22 protein-coding genes are annotated in these 26,724 nt (G+C 31.4%); 11 read left to right on the forward strand and 11 right to left on the reverse strand.

Translation table 11 applies throughout. From position 1 onward, the window contains the following. Window positions 1-27 precede the first annotated feature (27 nt). From AB3G34_RS04805 to AB3G34_RS04835, 7 genes are all read left to right on the forward strand, one after another. Window positions 28-987, forward strand: coding sequence for an MlaD family protein (locus AB3G34_RS04805; RefSeq protein ID WP_369753611.1), 960 nt, complete (start codon window positions 28-30; stop codon window positions 985-987). A gap of 11 nt (window positions 988-998) precedes the next feature. After that, window positions 999-2,336, forward strand: a complete 1,338-nt coding sequence (locus AB3G34_RS04810) for a 4Fe-4S dicluster domain-containing protein (RefSeq protein WP_367769288.1) — start codon at window positions 999-1,001, stop codon at window positions 2,334-2,336. Between the two features lie 87 nt (window positions 2,337-2,423). Next, window positions 2,424-3,215 (forward strand): (Fe-S)-binding protein, encoded by a 792-nt coding sequence (locus AB3G34_RS04815; protein ID WP_367752597.1) that lies wholly within the window; start codon window positions 2,424-2,426, stop codon window positions 3,213-3,215. Between the two features lie 173 nt (window positions 3,216-3,388). Beyond that, on the forward strand, window positions 3,389-3,871 hold the full coding sequence (locus tag AB3G34_RS04820) for an ABC transporter ATPase (RefSeq protein WP_367769291.1): 483 nt from the start codon (window positions 3,389-3,391) through the stop codon (window positions 3,869-3,871). A 15-nt stretch (window positions 3,872-3,886) separates the two neighbouring features. Next, window positions 3,887-6,880, forward strand: coding sequence for a glycoside hydrolase family 3 N-terminal domain-containing protein (locus AB3G34_RS04825; RefSeq protein WP_367769294.1), 2,994 nt, complete (start codon window positions 3,887-3,889; stop codon window positions 6,878-6,880). A gap of 111 nt (window positions 6,881-6,991) precedes the next feature. Then, a complete protein-coding gene (bshA, locus tag AB3G34_RS04830; protein WP_369753612.1) occupies window positions 6,992-8,161 on the forward strand; it encodes an N-acetyl-alpha-D-glucosaminyl L-malate synthase BshA in 1,170 nt (389 codons plus the stop codon). 23 nt (window positions 8,162-8,184) lie between these two features. Further along, the gene (locus AB3G34_RS04835) at window positions 8,185-8,613 is read left to right on the forward strand and encodes a protease complex subunit PrcB family protein (RefSeq protein ID WP_367752605.1); all 429 of its coding nucleotides are present in this window, start codon (window positions 8,185-8,187) and stop codon (window positions 8,611-8,613) included. Window positions 8,614-8,662: 49 nt separating this feature from the next. On the opposite strand, the gene AB3G34_RS04840 is transcribed toward AB3G34_RS04835, so the two are convergent. After that, a complete protein-coding gene (locus tag AB3G34_RS04840) occupies window positions 8,663-9,166 on the reverse strand; it encodes a hypothetical protein (protein ID WP_367752607.1) in 504 nt (167 codons plus the stop codon). Between the two features lie 187 nt (window positions 9,167-9,353). Beyond that, window positions 9,354-10,178, reverse strand: coding sequence for a UDP-2,3-diacylglucosamine diphosphatase (locus AB3G34_RS04845; protein WP_367769301.1), 825 nt, complete (start codon window positions 10,176-10,178; stop codon window positions 9,354-9,356). A gap of 183 nt (window positions 10,179-10,361) precedes the next feature. Here AB3G34_RS04845 and aroC point away from each other — a divergent pair, with 183 nt between their 5' ends. The 3 genes from aroC (at window position 10,362) to AB3G34_RS04860 (ending at window position 15,229) form a co-directional block, all read left to right on the forward strand. Beyond that, a complete protein-coding gene (gene aroC, locus AB3G34_RS04850; RefSeq protein WP_369753613.1) occupies window positions 10,362-11,420 on the forward strand; it encodes a chorismate synthase in 1,059 nt (352 codons plus the stop codon). Between the two features lie 104 nt (window positions 11,421-11,524). After that, window positions 11,525-12,811 carry a dicarboxylate/amino acid:cation symporter gene (locus AB3G34_RS04855; RefSeq protein WP_367752613.1) on the forward strand — a complete coding sequence of 429 codons (1,287 nt, stop codon included), beginning with the start codon at window positions 11,525-11,527 and terminating at the stop codon, window positions 12,809-12,811. A 204-nt stretch (window positions 12,812-13,015) separates the two neighbouring features. Further along, window positions 13,016-15,229 (forward strand): response regulator, encoded by a 2,214-nt coding sequence (locus AB3G34_RS04860; protein WP_367769307.1) that lies wholly within the window; start codon window positions 13,016-13,018, stop codon window positions 15,227-15,229. A 70-nt stretch (window positions 15,230-15,299) separates the two neighbouring features. On the opposite strand, the gene AB3G34_RS04865 is transcribed toward AB3G34_RS04860, so the two are convergent. The 3 genes from AB3G34_RS04865 to AB3G34_RS04875 all read right to left on the reverse strand — a co-directional run bounded on the left by AB3G34_RS04865 (window position 15,300) and on the right by AB3G34_RS04875 (window position 18,362). Continuing rightward, window positions 15,300-15,776, reverse strand: coding sequence for an Hsp20/alpha crystallin family protein (locus AB3G34_RS04865; RefSeq protein WP_369753614.1), 477 nt, complete (start codon window positions 15,774-15,776; stop codon window positions 15,300-15,302). 176 nt (window positions 15,777-15,952) lie between these two features. Beyond that, window positions 15,953-17,212 (reverse strand): DEAD/DEAH box helicase, encoded by a 1,260-nt coding sequence (locus AB3G34_RS04870; protein WP_369753615.1) that lies wholly within the window; start codon window positions 17,210-17,212, stop codon window positions 15,953-15,955. A gap of 121 nt (window positions 17,213-17,333) precedes the next feature. Next, entirely contained in the window at window positions 17,334-18,362 is a 1,029-nt protein-coding gene (locus AB3G34_RS04875) for a formimidoylglutamase (protein ID WP_369753616.1), read from the reverse strand. Window positions 18,363-18,455: 93 nt separating this feature from the next. Here AB3G34_RS04875 and AB3G34_RS04880 point away from each other — a divergent pair, with 93 nt between their 5' ends. Beyond that, complete coding sequence (locus AB3G34_RS04880; protein ID WP_367752623.1) at window positions 18,456-19,340, forward strand: hypothetical protein; 885 nt, start codon at window positions 18,456-18,458, stop codon at window positions 19,338-19,340. Between the two features lie 299 nt (window positions 19,341-19,639). Here the strand turns inward: AB3G34_RS04880 and AB3G34_RS04885 are convergent, their stop codons facing one another. The 6 genes from AB3G34_RS04885 to AB3G34_RS04910 all read right to left on the reverse strand — a co-directional run bounded on the left by AB3G34_RS04885 (window position 19,640) and on the right by AB3G34_RS04910 (window position 26,510). Then, window positions 19,640-20,944: an ammonium transporter gene (locus AB3G34_RS04885; RefSeq protein ID WP_367769319.1), complete on the reverse strand. Its 1,305-nt coding sequence runs from the start codon at window positions 20,942-20,944 to the stop codon at window positions 19,640-19,642. Between the two features lie 309 nt (window positions 20,945-21,253). Then, on the reverse strand, window positions 21,254-22,327 hold the full coding sequence (locus AB3G34_RS04890) for an alanine/ornithine racemase family PLP-dependent enzyme (protein WP_367769322.1): 1,074 nt from the start codon (window positions 22,325-22,327) through the stop codon (window positions 21,254-21,256). After that, complete coding sequence (gene alr / locus AB3G34_RS04895; protein ID WP_367769325.1) at window positions 22,327-23,478, reverse strand: alanine racemase; 1,152 nt, start codon at window positions 23,476-23,478, stop codon at window positions 22,327-22,329. Before alr ends, AB3G34_RS04890 begins: the two co-directional genes overlap by 1 nt. After that, window positions 23,468-24,619: an amidohydrolase gene (locus AB3G34_RS04900; RefSeq protein WP_369753617.1), complete on the reverse strand. Its 1,152-nt coding sequence runs from the start codon at window positions 24,617-24,619 to the stop codon at window positions 23,468-23,470. The genes alr and AB3G34_RS04900 overlap by 11 nt, the downstream gene beginning before the upstream one ends. Window positions 24,620-24,625: 6 nt before the next feature. Beyond that, window positions 24,626-25,060, reverse strand: coding sequence for a GNAT family N-acetyltransferase (locus tag AB3G34_RS04905; RefSeq protein ID WP_367769331.1), 435 nt, complete (start codon window positions 25,058-25,060; stop codon window positions 24,626-24,628). Beyond that, window positions 25,041-26,510, reverse strand: coding sequence for a sodium:solute symporter (locus AB3G34_RS04910; protein WP_369753618.1), 1,470 nt, complete (start codon window positions 26,508-26,510; stop codon window positions 25,041-25,043). Before AB3G34_RS04910 ends, AB3G34_RS04905 begins: the two co-directional genes overlap by 20 nt. Window positions 26,511-26,724: the final 214 nt, after the last annotated feature.

Consider the following 26,724-nt stretch of genomic DNA (forward strand, 5'->3'; position numbering starts at 1 on the left):
ATTAAATTTGTACAAAATACTTACATTTTGAAATTAACAAGAGAAATCAAGACAGCAATTTTAGTAATTGCTTCAATATTATTATTTATTTGGGGTTATAGTTTCTTAAAAGGGAGAGATCTTTTTACGAGTTATAAAACATTATATGTCGAATACCAATCAGTAGAAGGGTTAGCTAAATCAGCTCCAGTCACCTTAAATGGTTTAGTAATTGGTAAAGTAAACAGCATTACGATAAATGAAAATACAGGAAACTTATTAGTAGAATTACAAATCAAATCGGATTTTCCTATTTCTAAATCCAGTGTTGCCTCTATCTATGAACCAGGGTTAATTGCGGGCAAACAAATAGCAATTGAACCTAATTTTAAGGATAAGACCATTGCTCTTTCTGGTGAAAAGTTAACAGGGAATATTAAACTTGGACTTACTGATAAAGTAAGTGACCAGCTTGTCCCTCTCCAGGATAAATTAGAAAAAATAATGGATAATGCTGATAAGCTAATCAGTGGTGTCAATAACGTTTTAGATAAAAAAGCCCAAGATGATTTAAAGATTAGTTTAGCTGAATTAAGCAAAACAATGGAGCAATTTCATAAAGCATCTATCAGCATGAATGCCATCTTAGATGATAATAAAACTCAAATAAAAGGAGTTGTTACCAATTTCAATAAAATTTCGGGAGATTTTTCTAAAATATCAGATTCATTGAATAAAGCTGATTTAGGAAAAACGGTTAAAAACCTTAATGCGACATTAGCAAAAGTGGATGGTATTATGGACGGAATAAAATCTGGAAAAGGGACAATGGGTAAATTAGTAACCGATGATGCTTTGTATTCTAATTTAGCAAAAACATCTAAAGAGTTAGAGCTATTGCTACAAGATGTTAGACTTTATCCTACTAGGTATGTAAATGTTTCTCTTTTTGGGAAGAAGAACAAGCCTTATAAGGCTCCAGTTGCTGATACAATTTCAAAAAAATAAAACAACTATTTATGAGTTATTTAGACAATATATTATTTGCTATTGTTTTGATTATCGGTTTTGGTTATTTTTTTAATAATATTAAAAAAATAATTAGGAACATTAATCTTGGTATTGATGTAGATAGAAAAGATAATCCTAGCTCTCGTTGGAAAAATATGGCAATGATAGCTCTTGGTCAATCTAAAATGGTCAAAAGACCCATTGCTGGTGCGCTTCATATTGTTGTTTATTTGGGATTCATAATAATCAATATTGAGCTTGTAGAAATAATTATTGACGGTTTATTTGGTACTCATAGAATATTTGCCTTTTTAGGAACTGCTTATAATGTTTTAATTGGTTCTTTTGAAATATTGGCATTTTTGGTTTTGGTTGCAGTTACTGTTTTTTGGATCAGAAGAAACATTGTGAGATTAAAACGATTCATGAATCCTGAAATGAAAGGATTTCCAAAAAGTGATGCAAATTACATCCTCTATTTCGAAATGGTATTGATGACCTTATTCCTTTTGATGAATGCTTCTGATCTGCATTTGCAAAATGTACCAGGAGGTTTCTCTCATTTTATTCAAGCGGGTTCGTTTCCAATAAGTCAATTCATTGAGCCTTTGTTTAATGGTATGTCAAATGAATTTGTGATGTTGTTGACTGAAATATTCTGGTGGCTACATATAGTAGGTATTTTAGTATTTATGAACTATTTGTATTTTTCAAAACACTTACACATACTATTAGCTTTCCCAAACACCTATTTTGCAAATTTAAAACCATTGGGACAATTTGATAATTTAGAAGCAGTTACTACAGAAGTAAAAATGATGATGGATCCTAATGCTGATCCATTTGCAGCAGCGCCAGCTCCAGTAGAAGGAGAATTGCCAGCTAAATTTGGAGCAAGCGATATTCAGGATTTAAACTGGGTACAATTGTTAAACGCCTATACCTGTACAGAATGTGGCCGTTGTACATCATCTTGTCCAGCAAATCAAACAGGGAAGAAATTATCTCCTCGTAAGATCATGATGGATACTAGAGATAGAATGGAAGAAGTAGGTAAAAATATTGATGCAAACAAAGGTGTTTTTATTCCGGATAATAAAACATTATTAAACGATTATATTACACCTGAGGAATTGTGGGCTTGTACATCTTGTAATGCATGTGTTGAAGAATGTCCAGTTAATATAAGTCCTCTTTCGATTATTATGGATATGCGTCGTTATTTAGTTATGGAGCAAAGTGCAGCACCAATGCCACTAAATGCAATGATGACAAATATTGAAAATAATGGGGCACCATGGCAGTTTAATCAACAAGATAGATTGAATTGGAAAAATGAAGATTAATATTTTAAGGTACTTTGTTAATAGCTTTTACTACTTTAAAATTATAAGATAACCGGTTAGTTTGAAAACTGAATAAAATAACACAAAATGTCAGAAAATTTAATAGTGCCAACTATGGCAGAGATGCTTGCTCAAGGAAAACAGCCAGAAGTGTTGTTTTGGGTAGGTTGCGCAGGAAGTTTTGATGATAGAGCAAAAAAAATTACTAAAGCATTTGTTCGAATTTTAAATCGTGCTAATGTACCTTTTGCTGTACTTGGTACAGAAGAAAGTTGCACAGGAGATCCTGCAAAAAGAGCAGGAAATGAATTTTTGTTTCAAATGCAGGCCATGATGAACATTGAAGTTTTGAATGGATATGAGGCAAAGAAAATAGTGACCGCCTGTCCGCATTGTTTTAATACTTTGAAAAATGAATACCCTGAATTAGGAGGTAAATACGAAGTAATTCACCATACTGAGTTTTTAAAATCATTATTAGATACTGGTAGACTGACTATTGAAGGAGGACAGTTTAAAGGAAAGAAAATTACTTTTCATGACCCGTGTTATTTAGGAAGAGCAAATAATGTGTATGAAGCTCCAAGAGATTTAATTTCAAAATTGGATGCTGAATTAGTTGAAATGAAACGTTCAAAAGTAAATGGACTTTGTTGTGGTGCTGGTGGTGCTCAAATGTTTAAAGATGCTGAACCTGGTAATAAGGAAGTAAATGTTTTAAGAACTGAAGATGCATTGGAAGTGCAACCAAACATTATTGCTACTGGATGTCCTTTTTGTAATACAATGATGACTGATGGTATTAAAAACAAAGAAAAAGAAGCTGATGTTAAAGTAATGGACATAGCGGAATTAATTGCAAATGCGCAAGATCTATAAGAGAGTGTCATCATTATTAGTTTGTAGTTTTATTTTATTCTAGTTTAATACTATGAATTCCAAACTAGATTAGCTGTTTGCAAAAATGCTTTTTAATAATATTAATTATACTATAAAACGAGATTAGTTTTCATTCAGAAATCTAAAATCGTTTTTCTAAAATCATAAATCATATGTACGTACCATTTGAAAATTTACCCGAAGAATCCAGAATTTGGATTTACCAATCGAATAGAAAATTTTCGGATGCCGAGTTTTCCGAAATCGAAGTTGCTTTAAATACTTTTCTTGAAGGTTGGGCAGCACATGGAACTAGTTTAGAATCTTCGTACCAATTAAAATACAATAGATTTATTATTATTGCTGTGAATCAGGATGTTCAGGCGGCAACAGGATGTTCAATCGATTCATCAGTTGAATTTATTCAAAGTTTGGAGCAAAAATATTCAGTAGATTTATTGGATAAAATGAATGTTACTTTTAAACTAGGAGAACATATTGCTCATAAGCCATTAATAGATTTCAAAAAAATGGTTAAAGATAAAGCTGTTACTGAAAACACTATTGTTTTTAATAATTTAGTGAACAATATCGAGGAATATAATGAATCATGGGAAGTTCCAGCTTTAGACAGTTGGCACAGTCGATTTTTCTAAAATAAAAATACTTTAATGAAAAATATAGGCATCAGAAATTCTTTTCTTTATGTCTTATTTTTTTTTGTAGCCAGTTGTATTGGTACAAAAAATAATAAGCCGAAAGTCGTTTTTTCTCATATTCCAACAGAGGTTAGTGATTTTAAAATTGATAAATCCAAAGAAGAGACCTCCCTTTTTAAGTTGTCTCGTGATGGGAATAAATGGGTTGACAGTATATATAGCGGACTCTCATTTGATGAAAAATTAGGGCAGTTATTTATGGTAGCGGCTTATTCAAATAAAGATGCTGCTCATGAAAATGCGATTGATAAACTAATTACAGAAAACAAAATTGGAGGATTAATATTCTTTCAAGGCGGTCCTGTTCGTCAAGCAAAATTGACCAATCGGTATCAGTCTAAATCCAAAACACCTTTATTTATAGGAAATGATGCGGAGTGGGGTTTAAGTATGCGACTGGATTCTACCTATAGTTATCCTTATAATATGACTTTGGGTGCTGTTCAGGATATTAAGTTGATTGAAAAAATGGGTGAACAAATTGGGGATCAAAGTAAAAGATTGGGACTTCAGTTCAACTTTGCTCCAGTACTTGACATCAATACCAATCCCAATAATCCTATTATTGGATTTCGTTCTTTTGGAGAAGATAAATACAATGTCACCGAAAGAGCTATTGCACTCATGAAAGGGTTTCAAAGTAAAGGAATATTTGCAACAGGAAAACATTTTCCAGGTCATGGTGATACGGAAACAGATTCTCATAAAGGGTTACCTACTGTGAATTTTTCAAAAGAAAGACTCGAAATCATGGAGTTTTGGCCTTATAAAAAAGCTTTTGAAGAAGGATTGTCTTCTGTTATGGTGGCACATCTAAATGTTCCAAGTTTAGAATCAAGACCCAATTATCCATCTTCGATTTCCTATAATGTTGTAACTAATGTTCTTCAAAAAGAATTAGGATTTAAAGGTCTAATTTTTACTGATGCACTGAATATGAAAGCAGTGAGCAATTATAAAAAGCCAGGTGAAGTGGATTTAGATGCTTTTTTGGCTGGAAATGATATTTTATTATTTCCTGAAGATGTTCCAGTGGCTTTAGAAACATTAAAAAAAGCGTATCAGGATTCTTTGTTTACCGCAGAAAGATTGGATTTCTCGGTTAAGAAAATTTTAAAATTTAAATATTTGGCAGGCTTGAATTCATATAAGCCTATTGAGATTTCAAATTTGTACCAAGATCTTAATTCGTCAAAAAATGATGCATTGCAATATGAATTGTATGAAAATGCAATTACAGTTTTAAAAAATGAAACATCTATTTTGCCTATTAAGAATTTAGAAAATCAAAAGATTGCGTATGTAAAAATGGGTGATGCTACAAACAGTACTTTTGTTTCAACATTAAAAAAATATACAGAGGTTACTGAGATTACGGATACCAACATAGATAGTTTGCAATCTAAATTAAAACAGTTTAATACCGTAATTATAGGATATCATAAATCGGATGCTGCTTTTAAGAACCATGATTTTAAACCATCGGAATTAGTAAAATTGGCTTCATTGGCCAAAAATAATAATGTAATTCTGGATGTTTTTGCATCTCCATATTCATTAATTCCTGTGACCGATTTTAATGATTTTAAAGGGATTATAGTTTCCTATCAAAACAGTGCAATTGCACAAGAAGTTTCGGCTGAATTGATTTTTGGTGCCATAAGCGCTAAAGGAAAATTGCCAGTTTCAATTTCTAATAGTTTTAATGCCAATTTTGGTTTAACTACTGAAAAATTAAATGTATTAGGTTTCACTGCTCCTGAAAACGTGGGAATGAACCCTTTAGTTTTAGCAAAAATTGACAACCTAGCACGCAAAGCAATAAATGGTAAAATGACGCCTGGATTACAGATTTTGGTGGCTAGAAAAGGGAAAGTAATTTATCAAAAATCATTTGGAAGTCCAACCTATGATTCTGCTGTAAAAGTTACTAATTCAGATGTTTACGATGTGGCTTCATTGACCAAAATACTATCTACATTGCCCAATGTGATGGTACAATACGATCAGCAGAAGATAAACATGGAAACTAGATTGGATTCGATGTTGCCTATTTTTAAAAACTCAAATAAAGCTGATATTCATTTTAAAGAGTTATTATCCCATTATGCTAGATTGCAACCTTGGATTCCTTTTTATAAGGCTACAATTGATAAAAATGGAAATCCATTGGATAAATATTACAAGAAAGTTCAGGAACCTAATTTTGCTGTAAAAATTGCTGACAGCCTGTTTTTAAGATCGGATTATAATGATACGATTATGAAATTGATTGTTGACAGTAAATTATTATCCCAAAAAAAATACAAATACAGTGATTTTACGTTTATGATTTTGAAGGAATATTTGGAAAAAGCAACAGGAAAAAAATTAGATGTTCTAAGTACTGAGAATTTCTATAAACCACTGGGTACTAATAATACGATGTACAATCCATTAGGAAAAATCAATAAAAATAGAATAATACCAACAGAAATTGATACGTATTTCCGTCATCAAATAATCCAAGGTTATGTTCATGATATGGGAGCAGCTATGGAAGGTGGCGTTGGAGGCCATGCTGGTATTTTTTCAAATAGTATGGATGTTGCCAAAATAATGCAGTTGTACCTTCAAAAAGGGAATTATGGCAATCATCAATATTTTTCTGAAAAGACATTTAATGACTTTAACACCTGCTATTTTTGTTCTGAAGGGAATAGGAGGGGAGTAGGGTTTGATAAACCACAACTAGGAACTAGCGGTCCAACTTGTGGTTGTGCTTCGATGACTAGTTTTGGACATACAGGATTTACGGGAACAATGGCTTGGGCTGATCCCGAAACTGATATTGTTTATATCTTTTTATCGAATAGGACATTTCCAGCTGAATCAGCCAATAAATTATCAAAAGAAAATATACGCGAAGACATTCAAGAATTAATATATCAGGCTATTGAAAATTGATTATTATAATTAAATTATTTTTTATTAATTAGGAATCATTAGTAGCATTTTTTGATTAAAAACAGAATGGCATCGCAATTTTCCTTAAATTCGTTTTATTAAAATATACCCATGAAAATTGCAATAGTTTGTTATCCTACATTTGGAGGAAGTGGCGTTGTAGCTACAGAGTTAGGCCTTGAATTAGCTAGACTAGGACATGAAATCCATTTTATTACTTATAGTCAACCAGTACGTTTGGCATTATTGAATCCCAATGTTCATTATCACGAAGTGAATGTACCGGAATATCCTTTATTTCATTATCAACCCTATGAATTGGCTTTATCTAGTAAGCTAGTTGACATGGTGAAACTACATAAAATTGAAATATTGCACGTGCATTATGCCATTCCACATGCTTATGCAGGATATATGGCTAAACAAATGCTTAAGGACGAAGGTATTGAGATCCCTATGGTGACTACGCTTCATGGAACTGATATTACTTTAGTAGGGAATCACCCATTTTATAAACCAGCAGTTAGTTTTAGCATCAATAAATCGGATGTGGTAACTTCTGTCTCCCAAAGTTTAAAGGATGATACTTATAAATTATTCAATATTAAAAGAGACATACATGTTATACCCAATTTTATTGAATTAGATAAAAATAATACTGATCCTAGTATTGCTTGTCACCGTTCCGTAATGGCAAAACCAACGGAGCGTATTATTACACACATCAGTAATTTTAGAAAAGTAAAAAGGATTCCAGATGTAATTAAAATATTTTATAAAATTCAAAAAGAAATTCCTGCTAAATTAATGATGGTGGGAGATGGTCCTGAAAAGGAAAAGGCAGAATATTTATGCCAAGAATTAGGGATTTTGGATAAAGTAATCTTTTTTGGTAATAGTAATGAGATCGATAAAATATTAAGCTATACCGATTTGTTCTTATTACCCTCTGAAACAGAGAGTTTTGGACTTGCAGCACTTGAAGCAATGGCTTGGAGTGTTCCTGTAATTTCAAGTAATTCGGGTGGTTTATCTGAAGTTAATTTTGACGGAATTTCAGGGTATCTAAGTGATGTAGGAAATACTGATGAAATGGCTGAGAATGCATTGAAAATTTTAAGTGATGAAGAAATACTTTTAAAATTTAAAGAAAATGCGTTATCAGTTGCAAAAAAATTCGATATTAAAAACATTTTACCGCTCTATGTTGAATTGTACCAAAAAGCAATAAAGAAATATTCGAAAAAAAATAAATTTCTAAGAGAAGCCAAAAAAGAATAATTCTTTAGAATTAAGATAAAAAAATGAAAAAAACAGCAATAGCATTATTTACTTTGACTTTGTTTTCCTGTGGGACTACTGTAACAAAGAGTACAGGAAAAAAAGCTTTATATGAGGTCTTAACTCAGCAGTCAGATGGTGGTGGAAACATTCATTTCTTTGAAATTCTTACGGAACCAAATGAAATTAGGATGTTGCAGAATGATAAAATGCTGAAAAATAAAATTAGCCCAACTGATGTTCAAAAATCAAATTTTGTCATTTTAAATATGGGAGAGAAAACTACAGGTGGATTTAAAATAACAGTTGAAAATGTAGTTGAAACGGATAAAAATGTAATTGTTACTGTAAAAGAAACTGAACCTGAAGCTGGGACAATAGTCACTCAAGGTTTTACTTATCCTTTTTGTGTAGTAAAAATAAATTCTAAAAAAGAAATTATAATTAAATAAAAAAATGCCACTATTTCTAGTGGCATTTTTTATATAATAAAACTAAGTTTTAGAATTGGTATCTAACACTTAATGCGATGTCTGAACCATAATTGTTTTTGTAATATCCGTTTCCACCAAATTCTGGTCTGAAATCCAAAGATACTAACAAAGGAATGTCAAAGTTGTATTCTAATCCTACATCCCCTGCAGCAAAAGCAAAAGTATCATTGTAGTGATTTCCACCGTTGTCATAACTATAACTACCTAATCCACCACCTACACCAGCATACCAGTTGAAACCACCATCAATGTTCCAAACCCATTGGTACAAACCAGCTAATTTTATAGCATTGTCATCATAACCATTGTGATTAAAATCACTTCTGTTTCTCCAACCTAAATCTAATTCTAATCTATTGTTGCTTGATAAAGCTCTTTGGTAAGAAAGTTCTCCTCCAAATCCACCATTGTCACCAAAACGAAGTCCTAATGCATTTTTAGAGATATCTTGTGCCTGTGCGCTAAATGCTAAACCGATTAGCATAAAAGCAGATAAAATAATTTTTTTCATAAGTCAATTTTTGTTTTTACAAATGTACATAGCAATACAAACGATTCTTTTATACTATAATTCTTAATTGTTATATAATTTACATGTTTGTGAAAAGATTAGCACTGACCAAGTTCATTATACTAATAATTATCGCTATCAATTATGAGCTTAGTGCATTTTAATAAATGAAATACTAAACTGGAAGTTATTTCGATAAAAGGATTGAATTGACCAGTTCATTACTCAAAAGATCTTCCATTTCAAATAAATTTTCTTCTTCTGTATAATTAGTATCCTTATAATAATGTAGCTTCCATCGTTTTTTATTGTATTCCAAAGCGGTTAAGTTCTCCACCCAATCACCAGAATTTAAGTATAATGTCTTACCATTTTTATTTTCTTTTTTTATTATTTTTGGCTCATGTATATGTCCGCAAATTACATAATCGTATTTTTTTTCTATTGCAATATCAGTAGCCGTTTCTTCAAAATCCGATATGTGCTTTACTGCTTTCTTGACGCTTGCTTTGATTTTTTTAGAAAAAGAATAGGGTTCTTTTCCAAATCGTTTTAAACACCAATTAACAAAACGGTTTATTAGAATCAGATAGTCATAACCTAATCCACCTAGTTTTGCAATCCATTTAGCATGATGTACAGAAGCATCAAATACATCGCCATGAAATATCCACGCTTTTTTGTCGTCTAGTTCCAATACTAATTTATCAACCAAGGCAAAATTACCCATATTCATGTCACTGAATTTCCGTAGCATTTCATCGTGATTTCCAGTGATATAATACACTTTTGTACCTTTTGAAGCAAAGCTTATTATTTTTTGAATGACTTTTAGATGTGTTTTTGGAAAATACGATTTTCTAAATTGCCAGATATCAATAATATCTCCATTTAAAACTAGAATTTTAGGCTTTATGGAAGATAAATATTTGTTGAGTTCAATGGCATGGCTTCCAAAAGTTCCAAGATGAACATCAGATATAACAACCAATTCCACTTTTCTTTTTTTCAATTGTATTTAATTTGAAGTTTAACAAATGAATTCAATTAATCGCAATTGTATTTAACGATAAGGTTAATAATTTAGCTTTAATATTAATTAAAAGTCAATAAATGCTATTTGATTCTTAAAAGTTTAAACTTTTAATTTTTAAACTTTAAACTAAAATGCTACTTTTGTTCAAAACATATAATAATGGCAGGAAATAGCTACGGAACACTATTTAGAATAACCACTTTTGGTGAATCACATGGAGAAGCATTAGGTGGAATTATAGATGGTTGCCCATCAGGAATACAATTAGATTTAGAGGCAATTCAACTTGAAATGTCTAGAAGAAAACCAGGCCAATCGGCAATTGTTACGCAACGAAAAGAACCAGATGATGTTCAATTTTTATCAGGAATCTTTGAAGGTAAAACAACTGGAACACCAATAGGTTTTATTATTCCAAATACAAACCAAAAATCGGATGATTACTCCCATATAAAAGATAATTATAGACCTAGTCATGCTGATTATGTTTATGATCAAAAATATGGTTTTAGAGACTATAGAGGTGGAGGTAGAAGTTCTGCTCGTGAAACAGCAAGCAGAGTTGTTGCAGGTGCAATTGCAAAACAAATGTTGCCCGAAATAAAAATCAATGCTTATGTTTCTTCAGTAGGCCCCATATTTTTAGAAAAACCGTATCAAGATTTAGATTTTTCAAAAATAGAAAGTAATCCAGTACGTTGCCCAGATGAAGAGATGGCAGTTGTAATGGAAGATTATATTCGTGAAATTCGTAAAGAAGGGAATACTGTAGGTGGTACTGTAACTTGTGTGATACAAAATGTTCCCGTAGGATTAGGGGAACCTGTTTTTGATAAACTTCATGCTGAACTAGGTAAAGCAATGCTTTCCATAAATGCGGTAAAAGGATTTGAATATGGAAGTGGTTTCTCTGGTGCAAAGATGAAAGGAAGTGAACACAATGATTTATACAATACGGACGGAACTACCAAAACAAATCTTTCTGGAGGAATTCAAGGTGGAATTAGTAATGGAATGGATATTTATTTCAGAGTAGCATTTAAACCAGTTGCTACTATTATGCAAAAACAAGAATCATTAGATAATAAAGGTAATATTACCGAAATGACTGGTAAAGGTCGCCATGATCCTTGTGTTGTTCCACGTGCTGTTCCTATTGTTGAAGCAATGGCTGCCATTGTATTAGCTGATTTTTACTTGATCAATAAGACGTATTAATATGCACTATTTTTTTTCCGTTTAAAAAGAATTTAAAATATTTCTTATAATAGATTAAACCTGGGTTCAAATCCCAAACTAACCATTAAATAAAAAACCACTAGATGAATTCTACAGAAACAAAAAAGCCGTCAATCTTATCAAATTTGACTACACAAATACTTATTGCAATGATTTTAGGAATTGCTTTAGGTATCGTAATTCATAATACAATTTCAGAAGAAGGCGCTTTGGAGTTTAGTGATAAAATAAAAATTCTTGCTACCGTTTTTATTAGATTGGTACAAATGATTATTTCTCCACTAGTATTTACAACACTGGTAGTTGGTATTGCAAAATTAGGTAATGTGAGTGCAGTTGGAAGAATTGGAGGAAAAGCTTTGGCTTGGTTTTTTACGGCTTCATTTATTTCATTACTATTGGGAATGTTTTTTGTAAACACACTTAAACCTGGAGAGGGGCTTAACTTGTCAAATATTGATTTAGGTTCAGCATCAGAAGTGGCGGAAAATTCTAAAAGTATATCTTTTGATAATTTTATTGCCCATATAGTTCCCAAGAGTATTTTTGAAGCAATGGCAACAAATGAGATCCTTCAAATTGTGGTTTTTTCTATTTTCTTTGGTTTGGCAGCTGCCGCAATAGGAGATTATGTAAAACCGGTTGTTAATGGTTTAGACAAAATGTCACATATTATTCTAAAAATGGTGAATTATGTTATGAACTTTGCACCAATTGGAGTTTTTGGAGCTATCGCAGGAGTTTTTGCTGTTAGAGATTTTCAAGAACTAGCTATCACTTATTTTAAATTTTTCGGATCTTTTTTAATAGGAATTTCATCCCTTTGGGTTGTATTAATAGCGGTTGGTTATATTTTTCTAAAAAGCAGAATGACCGTTTTGCTTAAAAGAATTGTTAGCCCATTGATTATAGCTTTTGGAACAACAAGTAGTGAAGCCGTTTTTCCTAAATTGACTGAAGAGCTAGAACGTTTTGGAGTAAAAGACAAAATTGTTTCCTTCATGTTACCTTTAGGATATTCATTTAATCTTGATGGAAGTATGATGTATATGACTTTTGCTAGTATTTTTATTGCTCAAGCTTATGGAGTTCATTTAGATTTAGGAACTCAAATGACGATGCTTTTAGTTTTAATGCTTACAAGCAAAGGAATTGCAGGTGTGCCTAGAGCAAGTTTAGTAGTTGTTGCTGCTACTTGTGGTATGTTTGATATTCCAATTGAAGGTATTGCATTAATATTACCAATTGATCATTTTTGTGATATGTTTAGAAGCGCTACTAATGTATTAGGAAATGCATTGGCAACATCAGTAGTAGGAAGCTGGGAAAACGATGATGATTTAGAAGCGGTTCCAGTTGATGTCAATTAATTAGTTATCATTTTATTTAAAATAAAAAAGCAGTTACAAGGTATTCTTGTAACTGCTTTTTTTATAGTTTTATTTTTTAAGAATATTCTTTCAGTAAAATTTATTTTTTTTAAAATATTTTTACTTATCAAGTCTATTCTCTTTTTAAATTATTGATACTTAATGTTTAAATAAAAATGTATATTTGATAAAATTAAAATTTCTATGCTCCAATCAAGAATTATTTTTTTTATTTTCTTTTCATTAAATCTTTTTAGCAGCAATTCTGTTACCGATAAAATAAAACCATCAAGAAAGGAAATTGTTAATCTTACTAATAAGGCCTCACAATACTTGCAAGAGTTTAATTATGAAAAATCATTTGCTACTGCAAGAAAAGCATTAAAACACTCTATAGATGCTAAGGATGATATCTTAATTGCAAAATCCTATAATACAATTGCAGGTAATTATGATGAATTATCAGAGTATGATAAAGCTATATTTTTCTATAAAAAAGGGCTGTTTTATGCCAATAAAACAAGTAATGATACTGTTAAGAATAGTATAAATAATAATCTAGGGAACATTTATTGTTTTGAAGTTAATCAACTTGCAAAAGGGTTAAATTATTATAAAAAATCACTAGACTATAGTTTAAAAATAGCCGACTCAAGTCAAATTTACATAACTAAAATGAATATTGCTTGGGCCTATTTTTATATTGGTAATTTTAAAAATGGAAAGCCGTATTTAGATTTTATTACTAAATACAAAAATAGGTTGGGTGATAATACTACAATTGTTGCTTTAAACATGTTAAATGGAATGTATTATACGAGTACATCAGACTATGATAAAGCAAATTCCTTTTTTATTGATGCTATTAAGCTTGGTAATAGTGGAATTGAAAAATCGGATTTGTCTTATTCGCATGAAGAATATGCCAAATTATTATTAAAAACAGGTAAATATAAAGAAGCATACGAAAACTTGGCCTTGTTTAATAAAATAAGAAAAGAACTTGAGCAATCAGATAAATTGAAGAGGGCAGAAGTTATAGGAGTGAACTTAGAGCTAGATGAATATAAGAGAAAAGTTGATAAAATTGAAAATGAAAAAGATTTACAATATCAAAGTTTGAAAAAATCTAGAATTATAGTTTTTCTATTCATAATTGCTTTTAGTGTTGTATTGCTACTACTTTATACCGTTTATAAAAATTATAATTTTAAGAAAAAAAAGAATGCCGAACTTGTTATAGCCAATGAAGAGTTAAGTATTGCAAAAGAAAAAGCGGAAGTTGCTTCTCAACTTAAATCACAATTTGTTTCAACAATAAGTCATGAATTACGAACTCCATTATACGGTGTAGTTGGAATTACAAATATGTTATTGGATGAACACAAAGAACTAGCGGATAGTCCTCATTTAAGTTCTCTTAAATTTTCTGCTCGTTATCTATTATCACTCGTTAATGATGTATTGCAAATTAATAAAATTGAAGAAAATCGAATTGTTCTTGAAAGTTTAACTTTTAATATTACTGATGAGATAAATATGATTAAAAATTCTTTGTCTTTTATTGCGAAGAATCATAATAATGAAATTAATGTTACTATTGACCCTGCGATTCCGGAGTATTTAATTGGAGATAAACTTCGTTTTTCTCAAATAATAATAAATTTAGTCAGTAATGCATTGAAATTTACTGATAATGGAAAGGTTGACATTTCGGCTAACTTGATTAAAGTAGAAAATAAATTTAATTATATTGAATTTAAAATTCAAGATAATGGTGTTGGAATAGCGATCGAAGATCAGGAAAAAATATTTGAAAAATTTGTACAAGTTGGAAGGAAAGAGATTGATTATCAAGGTACAGGTTTAGGGCTATCTATCGTAAAACGATTGTTAGAACTGTTTAATAGCGCTATATCACTTCAAAGTGAAATAGGAAAAGGAACTACTTTTATCTTTGAAATTGCATTTGAATGTGATCCGGCGAAGACTGTTGAAATTATTAATAAAATTCATGTTGACTTGACATCAAGTGAAATTTTTTCAGTTCTTGTAGTAGATGATAACACAATTAATCAACTGATTACAAAAAAAATAATTGAAAAAAACAACTATAAATGCAGCGTTGTAAGCTCTGGTTTTTTGGCTTTAGAGATTCTCGAAAAAGAAACTTTTGATGTCATTTTAATGGATATTAATATGCCTTTAATGAATGGGTTTGAAACCACAAGGCGCGTTCGTAATATGGGAATAAAAACACCTATTGTTGCATTGACAGCATTTGATAAAGATGAAATTATTGAAGAGTCATTATCAGCTGGATTTAATGATATAATTGTGAAACCCTTCGAGTCAGTTATATTATTTAAAACAATAAATAATCTTATTTACAAAGAAAAAGAATCTTGTTTAATATGATTTAACTAAAAAAAAACACCTAAAGTATAATTTTAGATGTTTTTTGAAAGAGATGAAATTTCCTTTTATCTTATTTTATAGCTATGTTTTTAGCCATTTTTTTCGTACTTCCTTCTTTTTTTGCAATTTCGACATGAAGTATGCCGTCTTTATAATTAGCATTAATGTTGTTTTCATCGGCATAATCAGGAAGGCTAAAGGTTCTACAGAAAGATTGATAGTTAAACTCTTTTCTGTAATAATTTCCTTTTTTTTTGGTTTCTTCTTTCTCTTCCTCTTTCTCTGAAGAAATAGAAAGCATGTTATTTTCGATTTCAACCTTAAAGTCTTCTTTTTTCAAACCAGGAGCAGCCAGTTCAACTTCTATCTTTTTATCTGTTTCTTTTAAATTAACAGATGGTAAACTGCTACCAATAGTCGAAAAATTCTTATCAGTCCAGTCCATAATATCTCTCGATATAATGTCATCAAAAAAGGGATTTAGTGTTGGTAAAAAACTAGAATTTACTAACGGTAAAAAACCGTTTCTTTTTACGATTGCTTCCATAATTTATTAAGTTTTATGATTATTAATTGTATTAAAATTAAATAAAAAATATATATCAAATGGAAAAATAACAGTTAATTAACTAATTACTAGGCGTTTACGTATTAAAAAAAAAGCCTTTTACAAATTGAGTAAAAGGCTTTTCTTACAGTTAAGTAATTATGTTAAATTTAGTATTAATACCACCGTTTTTTATTCTGTTTTGAAGCATCAGATTTTCTTGATTTATGAGCACCACCACTTCTATTTGAGTTTTTTGGTTTATTTGAAGCTCCAGGAGCAGTCTCTGGGTTACCTGAATGCCATGGATAAGGATGATCACTAACCGTTTTTACGTCAACTTTAATTAATTTTTGAATATCCTTCCAATACCCATGTTCGTCTTTACTGCAAAAAGAAATTGATATCCCACCATTTCCTGCGCGTCCTGTTCTACCAATACGGTGAACATAAGTTTCTGGTATATTGGGCAAGTCAAAATTAATAACATAGGGCAATTGATCAATATCAATACCGCGAGCAGCAATGTCAGTAGCTACAAGCACTCCAACTTCTTTATTTTTGAATGCTTCTAAAACGCGTTGTCTCGCATTTTGAGATTTATCACCATGTATGGCTTCAGCTGCAATATTATTTTTTCGTAATGCTTTTACAACATTATCTGCACCGTGTTTTGTCCTTGAAAAAACTAAAACATCTGACAAGTCCTGATTTTTAATCAAGTGATATAACAAGTTTCTTTTTTCCGTTTTTTCAACAAAGTAAACATGTTGTTCTACATTTTCAGCTGTTGATGACACTGGGGAAACTGTTACTGTTTCAGGATTTGTTAAAAACATTTCGGCCAATTCTCGAATAGCCATTGGCATAGTGGCAGAGAAAAATAAGGTTTGTCTATTTTTAGGTGTTAGTTTGACGATTTTTTTCACATCATTTACAAATCCCATGTCAAGCATTTGGTCTGCTTCATCAAGAACTAATGTATGTAAATGGTCTAAGTCAATAAAACCTTGTTTATGTAAATCAAGTAACCTTCCAGGTGTAGCAATTAAAATGTCAATACCATTTTTTAATGTATCGACTTGTGGGTTTTGCGAAACTCCTCCAAAAATGGTAAGCTGAGTTAAATTGGTATATTTAGCATAAGTATCAAAACTTTGCCCTATTTGAACTGCTAGCTCTCTTGTAGGTGTGACCACTAGCGCACGAATTTGTTTAGCTTTTTTAGAAGAGCCAACAATACGATGTAATTGATGTATAATGGGGATTGCAAATGCTGCTGTTTTTCCAGTTCCTGTTTGTGCACAGCCGATCATATCTTTTCCAGCCAAAACTAGCGGAATAGATTGCTCTTGAATAGGAGTGGGATTGATATAGCCTTGTTCAAATACGGCTTTTTGTATACTTTTTGAAAGTGATAAATCTTCGAATAACATATTTTTGAAATTAAATATCTTGTATTATGTACATAGATAGATTTGCAAAGATAGTGTTATTTATCGATTCGCTTAATTTGTTGTCTATTTTACAGATTGAAAACTCTTATAAAAGAGTTATTTATTGACTTGACTTGATAAAATCAGTAATTAAATAACCTATTAATTTACCAATTAAATGATTGTTTTTCTCTTCGCCTAAATCGGGAGCACCTTCACAAATATGTAAATAGGCAACATTCTTGTGTTTTCCAAAAAAAGAAATGAATTGTCTTAATTCTTCAACGGAGAAACCACTTAAAGTCATTGCACTACTTGCTATATTTGGTATGGCATCTAAATCTATTTCAATTCCAAAACTATCAGTCTTAATAAATTCTAATGCTATATTCATTTCTTCATTAAAATTTTTTTCTTGTCTAATTTTTAGGCTGTCATAAGTATTATACCGTACACGATCCTCCGTTTTTTTTATAATGTCCAAAACGCTTTTGGAGGTGTAATTTTCATGTAAGCCAAAAACAAAATATTTTTTCAAAAAACCTTCTTCGTATGCATATGAAAAACCATTCCCACTATGACGACCTTCAAGAATTCTAAAATCGGAATGTGCATCAAAATTGATGGCATTTATAGGTTTCCCTTTTGCTAAAGCAGTTCCTTTAATATTGCCGTATGAATTATTATGACCTCCACCAATAATTATAGGTGTTTTTCCAGCTTTTATAATATTAAAGATAATATGAGAAACGTCTTTGTCTATTTTTTCAACTAATTGACTCAATTTGGAACGATCATCAATATCATTAAAATCTAAATGTTCGACCTCCTTCATTTCTTCACAAACATTCATTTGACCAAGGATAATTATTTGATTTCCTTTGCAAAAGCGATTGTGTTGAATGTTAGCAATATTTTTTATAGCAATCTCCCATGCCGATGCAGCGCCTGGTCTTCCAAAATTGGCTCTAATACCAATATCTTCTGGGATTCCCAATAAAACATATTTAGCTTCTGATGTTTTTAAAAATGAAAGTGGGTCAGTTCCTTTTGGTACAGTAATCATCTTTTCTCCAAATTTTATTTCACCACTTCTATGGTTAGTAATTTTTGCAAGATCATTCGTAGTAAAAGGTAGAATTTTTTCCATAAAAAAATATTTTTTTCCAAAAATACTATAATTGTGTTAACTTACGTTATAACTTAAATATATATTATTAAATTTGGAAAAAAATATTTAAACATGGAAAATCAAAAAAGCAGTTCAAGTCTTAAGGCAGTTATTGCTGTATTAGCAGTTTTATTAGTAGGTAGTTTAGTGTATATTTTTAAAATGAGTTCTGATGTTGAAACAGTTCAAACAGAATTGAAAACTACTATGACTGAAAAAGAATCGGTTATGAAAGATTTGCAAGAATTAAAAGCTACTTATGACGCAGCTATTTCTGAAAATACCTCTATGTCGGATGAGTTAATTCAAGAAAGAGATAAAGTAGTTAATTTAATGGCTGATTTAAATAAGTCAAAAGGGGATGTAGCTTCATTAGCAAAATATAGAACTCAATTTATTGCTTTGCAAAACAATATGAAAGTTTTAATGACAGAAAATGAAGGATTGAAAAAAGCAAATACTACATTAACTACACAACGTGATAGTACAGTAGTAGTATTAGGTGAATCTAAAAAATATAATGAAGTTTTAGTTGGACAAAATGAAGAATTGTCTAAAGCTGTTGAGAAAGGTTCAAAATTAACAGTTTTGAACATGAAAACATCTGCTTACAAACTAAGAAGTTCAGGAAAACAAGTTGAAACGGATAAAGCAAGTAGAGCTGATGTTCTTAAAATTAGTTTTACAATTGCTGAAAACCAAATTGCTAAATCTGGAGATAAAACATATTATGTACAAGTAATTGATAGTAAAAACAATGTTTTAGGTGATAAAAAGACTGAAAATTTTGGAGATGCTTCGTTAGTATATAGTTTTATAACTAATGTAAAATATGAAAACAAAACTGTTCAAGTAACAGAAGATTTACCTGGTAAAGACTTTGCAAAAGGGACGTACTTCGTAAATGTTTTTGATAAAAATGAATTGGTTTCAAAAACGAGTTTTACTTTAAAATAAAATAAGATATTTCATAAAGAATAGCCGTCTCAAATTATTTTGAGACGGCTATTTTTTTGTATATAGTTTGGTGATTTTAAGTTGATTTTATTCCTATACAAGTTTGCATTGTTTGTGTGAAACTTAGCTTATCAATGGACAAAAGATGCTTTGATGTATAAAAAGAATACCAGAAATAGTTTTGATCTTTCTATAAATAGATTGCGAATAAAATGAAATTCAGTGTGTTTTATAGCCATAAAAAAAACTCCCTGAAAACTTAATTTCAGGGAGTTTTATTTTATTTATTAAAGCGTTTACTACAAAAACTCTCCGTGTTGAGAGATATCTAAACCTAACTCTTCTTTGTCTTCAGTTACTCTTAAAGGAGTGATTTTATTTACAATAAAGAAAAGGAAATAAGAAACAGAAAAAGCAAATACAGATACAATTACTAAAGCCGTTAATTGGTGTATAAATAAAGTTGTTTCACCAAAAATTAGTCCTTGGTCTGTAACTGCTGGATTTATTGCTTTTGATGCAAAAACACCAGTTAATAACATTCCAGTCATACCACCAACACCATGACAAGCAAATACATCTAATGCATCATCAATTTTACCTTTAGGAAATTTACTTACTACAATATTACTTACTAAACTACTAAATACACCTATGAAAATTGCATTGGGAATACTAACGAATCCTGCTGCAGGAGTAATAGCTACAAGTCCTACTACTGCACCAATACAAGCACCCATTGCAGATACTTTATGTCCAAGAATTTTATCAAAGAAAACCCAAGCCATACCAGCAGCAGCTGCAGCAACTGTTGTAGTTCCTAAAGCTTGCACTGCTAATCCGTTTGCAGCAAGAGCAGAACCAGCATTAAATCCGAACCAACCAAACCATAACAATCCTGTTCCTAATAATACATAAGTAATACGAGCAGGATTTGATTTTTGACCTTTTCTTTTTCCTAAAAACATTGCTCCAGCTAAAGCAGCCCATCCAGCACTCATGTGTACTACAGTTCCTCCAGCGAAATCCAATACTCCCATTTTATAGAAAAAACCATCTGCATGCCAAGTCATATGACATAATGGAGCATATACAAAAATGATAAATAAAACCATGAACAACATATAAGCCCAAAAACGAATTCTCTCAGCAAATGCACCAGTTATTAAGGCTGGAGTGATAATTGCAAATTTAGCTTGAAATAAAGCAAAAAGCATAAATGGAATGGTTCCCCAAGCTGTTGTAATCCCAACATTTTTAAACATGAAATAATCTGTAGGGTTACCTATGAAGCCTCCTATTGAAGTTCCAAAAGATAAACTGAATCCAACGATTACCCAAAGTACAGTAACAATTATCATTGCCATGAAGCTTTGTAACATGGTGCTAATGACATTCTTTTTTCCTACCATTCCTCCGTAGAAGAAACCTAGTCCAGGAGTCATTATTAATACAAGTGCTGTTGCAACAATCATCCAAGCTGTATCTCCAGTGTCAAATTTTACTGCATCTAATGGAATTGGATTTTCGGACAACATGAAATTGGTACAGAGTGATAAGACCAATAGAGCGATAAGAATTACGCTTAAAATAATTTTTCTCATTGTTTTTAGGTTTAGTTTTTACGGTAAAAATATAAAATGAATCAATATCCCTATTGAAATAGGGTGATATTATGCTATTTTTATTAAATTTCTAATTTAACCCCTATTATTTTAAGGGTTATCTGAGAATACACCTCTGTAATTTACAATTTGTTAATATGAGTATTTAAATTGGATAATAATTATTGCCTGAAATGTAATAGTAATTTACAAAAAAAAATCAGATAATAGTTTATCTGATTTTTTTTAGGAAAGTGGAATTTATTATTTTAAATGAATTTTATTAGTAATTAGTTTTTTAAGGCTAATTTATCCGATTCTCTTTTCAATATAATCTGAATTTAAAAGATAGAGTGCTCCCATATATTGTATTTTAAAGGAAACTAAATCTCCAATTTTATATTTCTTTTTTGAATTTGAAATATCTATTACAAGCATATCTGAACTTGCGTCGATAATTTTAATATCACTATCCTCGGCTTCAATATATTGTGGTTGCATGTCAAGTAAACCAATGTCTAAAATGGCTCTTAAAGAAGTTTCTCCTAAATCATCAGTATCACTTGGTACATAACTAGTTCCAACACCACTTTCGCCTAGTTCTCCAATGGGGGCATCAGGTTTCTCCGTAATTTCAATTATTTCTGAGTACAGCTTAAACACATCATTGTGCATCCCCGCGATGGTATCGCCTGTAAAAAGATCTTTTCCAAAAAACAATGCTTCTCCAACTCTAAAATGGTTTACCGCCATAGGACGTGCATTTTTTAGCATTAATGGAATAGCTACCGATGTTCCACCAGAAACCCATGGAATAGTGATGTTAAATTTGGCTTCAATGAGTTGTTTGTACAGACTTAACTGAATTAATTTATCTTGTGTTGGCATGATTCCACTTAAACAATTAAGATTGGTACCTATACCACGAATTTCAATATTGGGTAATTTTAAAATAGTACCATAAAATTCAACCAGTTCTTCACCCATTACACCTTCACGTAAATCACCCATTTCAATCATGATTATGATTTTATGAGTTTTGTTCTGTTTTTGTGCTTCTTTAGAAAGCAGTTGTATGGTATAAATTTCTGTGTTAAAACTTACATCAGCATAGCGAACGATATTTTCTATACTTTGTTTTGCAGGAGGTTTTATATATACCGTTTGAATAGTAGGGTCTAATGATTTTATTTTTCTTAAATTACTTACGCGAGAATCATGAATTTCTCGTACTCCAAGTGCAATTAATTCTTTAAGATATATTTTATTACCACACAAAAGTTTGGATACAACACCCCATTGTATGTTTCTAGATTTGAAGATAGTATCAAGAAATGTGTAGTTTTCTTCTAATTTCTTTCTATATAATTTTATAAAAGCCATTATTCTATTATTTTACGTGGAATCGTTTTTGAAATTCGGGTTAGTAATTCATAATTTAGTTGATTACTGAAATCACTAAAAGAAGCTACAGATACGGTAAGATCTTCTTGTGTGCCAATTAAAACGACCTCATCTTCTTTTTTTACAGTTTCGATGTCAGTCACATCAACTGTCATCATATTCATGTTGACTGAGCCTACAACAATACAACGTTGTCCATTAATTAAAACTCTTCCTTGATTACTCAATGATCTACTGTATCCATGAGAATAACCTATTGGAACAACTGCAATTTTCATCTTTCTTTCTGCGAGAAAACTAGTGCCATATCCTATAAAATCGCCAATATTCACTTTTTTCACACTCATGATACTGCTTTTCCAAGTAATGACACGATGCAATGGATCAATTTTACTTTTTTTAGTATTTAAATAATTTACAAAAACTTCAGGGCTTGGCCACAAGCCATATTGCATGATACCAATTCGAACCATATCCATTCTTGTTTCCGGAAACATTATAGAAGCCGCTGAACAAGCAGAATGTTTCATCTCAGGTTTTAGGTCATTATCCCAAAGGTATTGATAAATTTCGTCAAATCGTTTGATTTGTTTCTCCACTCTATAATAGTTTGCAATGCTTTCAGCTCCGGCATAATGAGTGCATAGCCCTTTAAATATAAGGTATTCCTTTTCTTTTTTTAGAAAAGCGATAACGTTATTGAGTTCTTTTTTTTCAAAACCAGTTCGGTTCATTCCTGTTTCTACCTCAATATGTAATATTGCCTTTTTATGCAGTTTTTTTGCAACTCTGGTGGCTTTTGTAAGTCGGCTTTTATCGAATACAAAAAACTCAACATCATTAGCAACAACCCACTCCATGTCTTCATCTTGAACCAATCCCATCACCATAATGAAGGCTTTATCAGCAAGTGTGGCTTTTACTATTTTGGCTTCTTCGACATCAAAAACTGAAAAATGTGTAACACCACATTCATACGCCATGAGTACAAATTCCTTTATACCATGACCGTATGCATTTCCTTTTACAACTGAAGAAAGTAGTACTTTTTTTCCAAAAGTATTTTTTAGAAAGCTAATATTTTTTTGGTACGCTTTTTTGTTTAGTTCTATAATCGAATTAGTATGCATCCGTAATTTGTTTGCTTATTTGTAAAAAAGTGGCTACTCCAGTTGTTATGATTTCATCTGGGAAATCATAATCTGGATTGTGTAGGGCGGGAGTATTCATTCCTGATCCTAATCCAAACATTGCTCCTGGAAATTGCTGGGTAAGTAGACCAAAATCTTCTCCCCATGTAAATGGCATTTCTTTTTCTAACAGATCAAAATCATTGATTTTCACTGCATTTTTTATGTGATTTACTGCTTCTACATTGTTTTCATTGGCTTGAAAACTCTGCGTCCAAGATATCTTGCATTTCAATTGGAATTCTTCGGCTATTGATTTTGCTAGTTTTTCCAATTTACTTTCAATGGCTTGCATTTCCGAATTACTATCGCTTCTTACTGTAAAATGAATTTCTGCCGCACCCGCTGAAACACCATACGCCTTCTTACCCATTTTCGAATAAATAGGTGTAATCAAACAATATTTTGCTGCAGCAATATCGGCTTGTATGAGCTGGTTAAATTGGGTAGTTATTTTAGCTAATGCCAATGCTGGATTGATTCCTTTATGAGGTTCTCCTGCATGAGATGTGATTCCTTTTAGTTTGATAATTAAGCTGTTTACGGCACAACTAAAAGTATCGTTTTTAACAACAATTTGATTTTTTTTATACCCTGGAATATTGTGCAGTGCGAATACAAAGTCAGGTTTATAAATAAATTTAGGGTCATTAAAAACTTTTTCAGCACCAGTGCCATCTTCTTCCGCAGGCTGGAAGAGTAAAATAACAGTTCCTGTTTTAGGTCTTTTATAGTGCAATTCAATGGCTAAACCACACATAATTGCCATGTGTCCATCGTGTCCGCATTTATGGGAAACTCCGTTGGTTAAAGAACGATGTTCAAAAGTATTAATTTCGTCAATGGGTAATGCATCTAGTTCACAACGAAATAAAACCGTTTTTCCAACGGTTTTTCCTTTATAAATAGCTAGAATTCCAGTTGTCCCAACCTCGGTAACAATTTCATCAGGAGGATAATTTTCAAGAAATGAAAGAATCATTTTTGCAGTATGTACTTCTTTTCCTGAAACCTCTGGATTTTTATGTAATTCCTTTCGCAATAGCGTAAGTGTTGCTATACGTTGGTTTAAGTTTTGCATTTTGGATTATTTGATGAGACGCATTTCTAGGTATTTATTTGTAAATCCTAGTTTTTCGTATAATTTTTTGGCAGGATTATCAGGTTCCACATGAAGTGCAATATTTCCTTCGGCAATTGAGATGGCTTTTTGCATCAATTGTTTTCCATATCCCTTACCACGTTGGCTATTGTCTACTGCAATATAAACCAAAATATTTTCAGGGATAAAGTCTTTCATACCTGTGTTGTTTAAAATAACAACACCTACAATTTTATTTTCATCTAAACCTACAACTATATTTCCTCCTTTATCTGGATTCATTACGTAAGCGATGCATTTTAGAATATCGTCTACTTTATCGCCATATTCCTCTAAATGAGTGAAAAGAAATTGAGCAATTATTTGATTAGTATATGTGATGTCTTCTCCTGAAGTTGAATTAATTATTTTGAATTCCATTTTGTTTTTCTTTTTTATAATGATAAATTGATATTGTATAAAATAAAATAAGCGAAATACTGATACCATAAATGTTGGCATCAAGATGCTCGGGTAGTTTTATTCCTAAAGGTAATTTATTTTTAGTGATTATGAGTAAAATTGTTGCTCCTCCTCCAAAAAGCATGCTCCAAAAAGCGGCAATGGGATGGCTTTTCTTCCAAAATAAAGCGCCTAGTACTGGTATAAATAGTCCTGAAACCATAAAGGCATAGGAGTAGAGCATGAGTTCTAAAACATTTTGCATTTGGGAAGCCAATAGAATGGCAAAAACACCAATTGCTAAGGTTACTATTTGTGAAAGTTGTAATTCTTGTTTGTGGGTTAATTCTTTTTTAGAAAATTTAGCGAGAATATCGGTTACTATATTACCAGAGGCCGCCATCAAGCAGCTATCTGCAGTGGAAAGGATAGCCGAAAAATAGGAGGAAAGCATCAATCCCATTAATCCAACAGGAAGAATGGTTGCTAATAAAATAGGTAATCCCATTTCACTATCCATCGATGCAGCATCAGTAATTCCTTTAAACATCCCATTAGTAGCAGCAACTTTAGCAAGCATTCCCAGAATTACTCCCATAAATGCCATGATAGGCCATTCAAAAACTCCAGCAATTAGCCATGCTTTTTTTGCTTCTTTTTCTCCTTTACTGGCATAAATTCTTTGGTACAATGTCATTCCTACAAACCAAATAGGAATAATAGTAATGGACCAGTTTAAAATTTGGTACCACTTCACATTAGTTAATGACAAATATTCAGGGGCTAATGTTGCTTTAATAACATCATATCCTCCAACAGCAGTATAGGCAATAGGAATTCCAATAAAAACCAATCCACCAATTAAGATTAGCCATTGAATCGTATCGGTATAAATTACCGCCTTTAGACCTCCAATTGCGGTATAAATAACAGCAATTGCACCCATAACAATAAGTGCGGTTTGAATGTTTAATCCTTCTATGGTTGCCGAAGCTAATTTGGCTCCAGCCAAAACTTGAGAACTTGTAAACCCAATGTATCCAATAGCTGAAATAATACCGGCTAATAAAGCTACTTTACTGTTATAAAAATGCTCAAATATTTGTGGGAAAGTAAAAAAATTATGTTTATGGCCCAAATGACTCACTTTTGGAATGAGATAAACAGCACTAAGCCACGCACCGAGTAAACCTGTAAATAACATCCAAGAACCTGATATTCCCATCGTAAAACCAAGCCCTCCTAAACCGATGGAGAATCCTCCACCCACATCAGTAGCCACTACAGATAAACCGATGTGCCAACTACTCATGTTTCGACCACTTACGTAAAAGTCTTCAGCTGTTTTGTTTTTATTAAAAAAATACACGCCAACACCAAGCATAGCGAGCATATAAACGACAAAGATTAGATAATCTATCCAGTGCATTTTTGATTAATTTTTGATTATTTATTAGCCTGTAAATGGAATTTTTCCAAAAGGCAAAAGATGTAGCGAACTACAAAAAAGAATGATTTTTAGATTGATTTCATGAAATAGAAATCATAGAATGGTTGTTGTTAAAAATGTATAAAAAAACGTTTTTCAACCCTAAAAATCAAATAAATCTCGGCAAATATAGGAAATTATATCCAAAAATGGA

Origin of the sequence: Flavobacterium sp. WC2409 (genome assembly GCF_041200085.1) — a bacterium.
Lineage (GTDB): Bacteria > Bacteroidota > Bacteroidia > Flavobacteriales > Flavobacteriaceae > Flavobacterium.

Excerpts from the sequence above, each read along its gene's own strand:
- AB3G34_RS04900 (WP_369753617.1), bottom strand. The coding sequence starts at position 24,619 with ATGCAAAACTTAAACCAACGTATAGCAACACTTACGCTATTGCGAAAG.
- alr (WP_367769325.1), bottom strand. The coding sequence starts at position 23,478 with ATGCATACTAATTCGATTATAGAACTAAACAAAAAAGCGTACCAAAAA.
- AB3G34_RS04905 (WP_367769331.1), bottom strand. The coding sequence starts at position 25,060 with ATGGAATTCAAAATAATTAATTCAACTTCAGGAGAAGACATCACATAT.
- AB3G34_RS04860 (WP_367769307.1), top strand. The coding sequence starts at position 13,016 with ATGCTCCAATCAAGAATTATTTTTTTTATTTTCTTTTCATTAAATCTT.
- aroC (WP_369753613.1), top strand. The coding sequence starts at position 10,362 with ATGGCAGGAAATAGCTACGGAACACTATTTAGAATAACCACTTTTGGT.
- AB3G34_RS04840 (WP_367752607.1), bottom strand. The coding sequence starts at position 9,166 with ATGAAAAAAATTATTTTATCTGCTTTTATGCTAATCGGTTTAGCATTT.
- AB3G34_RS04875 (WP_369753616.1), bottom strand. The coding sequence starts at position 18,362 with ATGGAAAAAATTCTACCTTTTACTACGAATGATCTTGCAAAAATTACT.
- AB3G34_RS04890 (WP_367769322.1), bottom strand. The coding sequence starts at position 22,327 with ATGGCTTTTATAAAATTATATAGAAAGAAATTAGAAGAAAACTACACA.
- AB3G34_RS04910 (WP_369753618.1), bottom strand. The coding sequence starts at position 26,510 with ATGCACTGGATAGATTATCTAATCTTTGTCGTTTATATGCTCGCTATG.
- AB3G34_RS04810 (WP_367769288.1), top strand. The coding sequence starts at position 999 with ATGAGTTATTTAGACAATATATTATTTGCTATTGTTTTGATTATCGGT.
- AB3G34_RS04855 (WP_367752613.1), top strand. The coding sequence starts at position 11,525 with ATGAATTCTACAGAAACAAAAAAGCCGTCAATCTTATCAAATTTGACT.
- AB3G34_RS04865 (WP_369753614.1), bottom strand. The coding sequence starts at position 15,776 with ATGGAAGCAATCGTAAAAAGAAACGGTTTTTTACCGTTAGTAAATTCT.
- AB3G34_RS04870 (WP_369753615.1), bottom strand. The coding sequence starts at position 17,212 with ATGTTATTCGAAGATTTATCACTTTCAAAAAGTATACAAAAAGCCGTA.
- AB3G34_RS04815 (WP_367752597.1), top strand. The coding sequence starts at position 2,424 with ATGTCAGAAAATTTAATAGTGCCAACTATGGCAGAGATGCTTGCTCAA.
- AB3G34_RS04835 (WP_367752605.1), top strand. The coding sequence starts at position 8,185 with ATGAAAAAAACAGCAATAGCATTATTTACTTTGACTTTGTTTTCCTGT.
- AB3G34_RS04825 (WP_367769294.1), top strand. The coding sequence starts at position 3,887 with ATGAAAAATATAGGCATCAGAAATTCTTTTCTTTATGTCTTATTTTTT.
- AB3G34_RS04885 (WP_367769319.1), bottom strand. The coding sequence starts at position 20,944 with ATGAGAAAAATTATTTTAAGCGTAATTCTTATCGCTCTATTGGTCTTA.
- AB3G34_RS04880 (WP_367752623.1), top strand. The coding sequence starts at position 18,456 with ATGGAAAATCAAAAAAGCAGTTCAAGTCTTAAGGCAGTTATTGCTGTA.
- AB3G34_RS04820 (WP_367769291.1), top strand. The coding sequence starts at position 3,389 with ATGTACGTACCATTTGAAAATTTACCCGAAGAATCCAGAATTTGGATT.
- bshA (WP_369753612.1), top strand. The coding sequence starts at position 6,992 with ATGAAAATTGCAATAGTTTGTTATCCTACATTTGGAGGAAGTGGCGTT.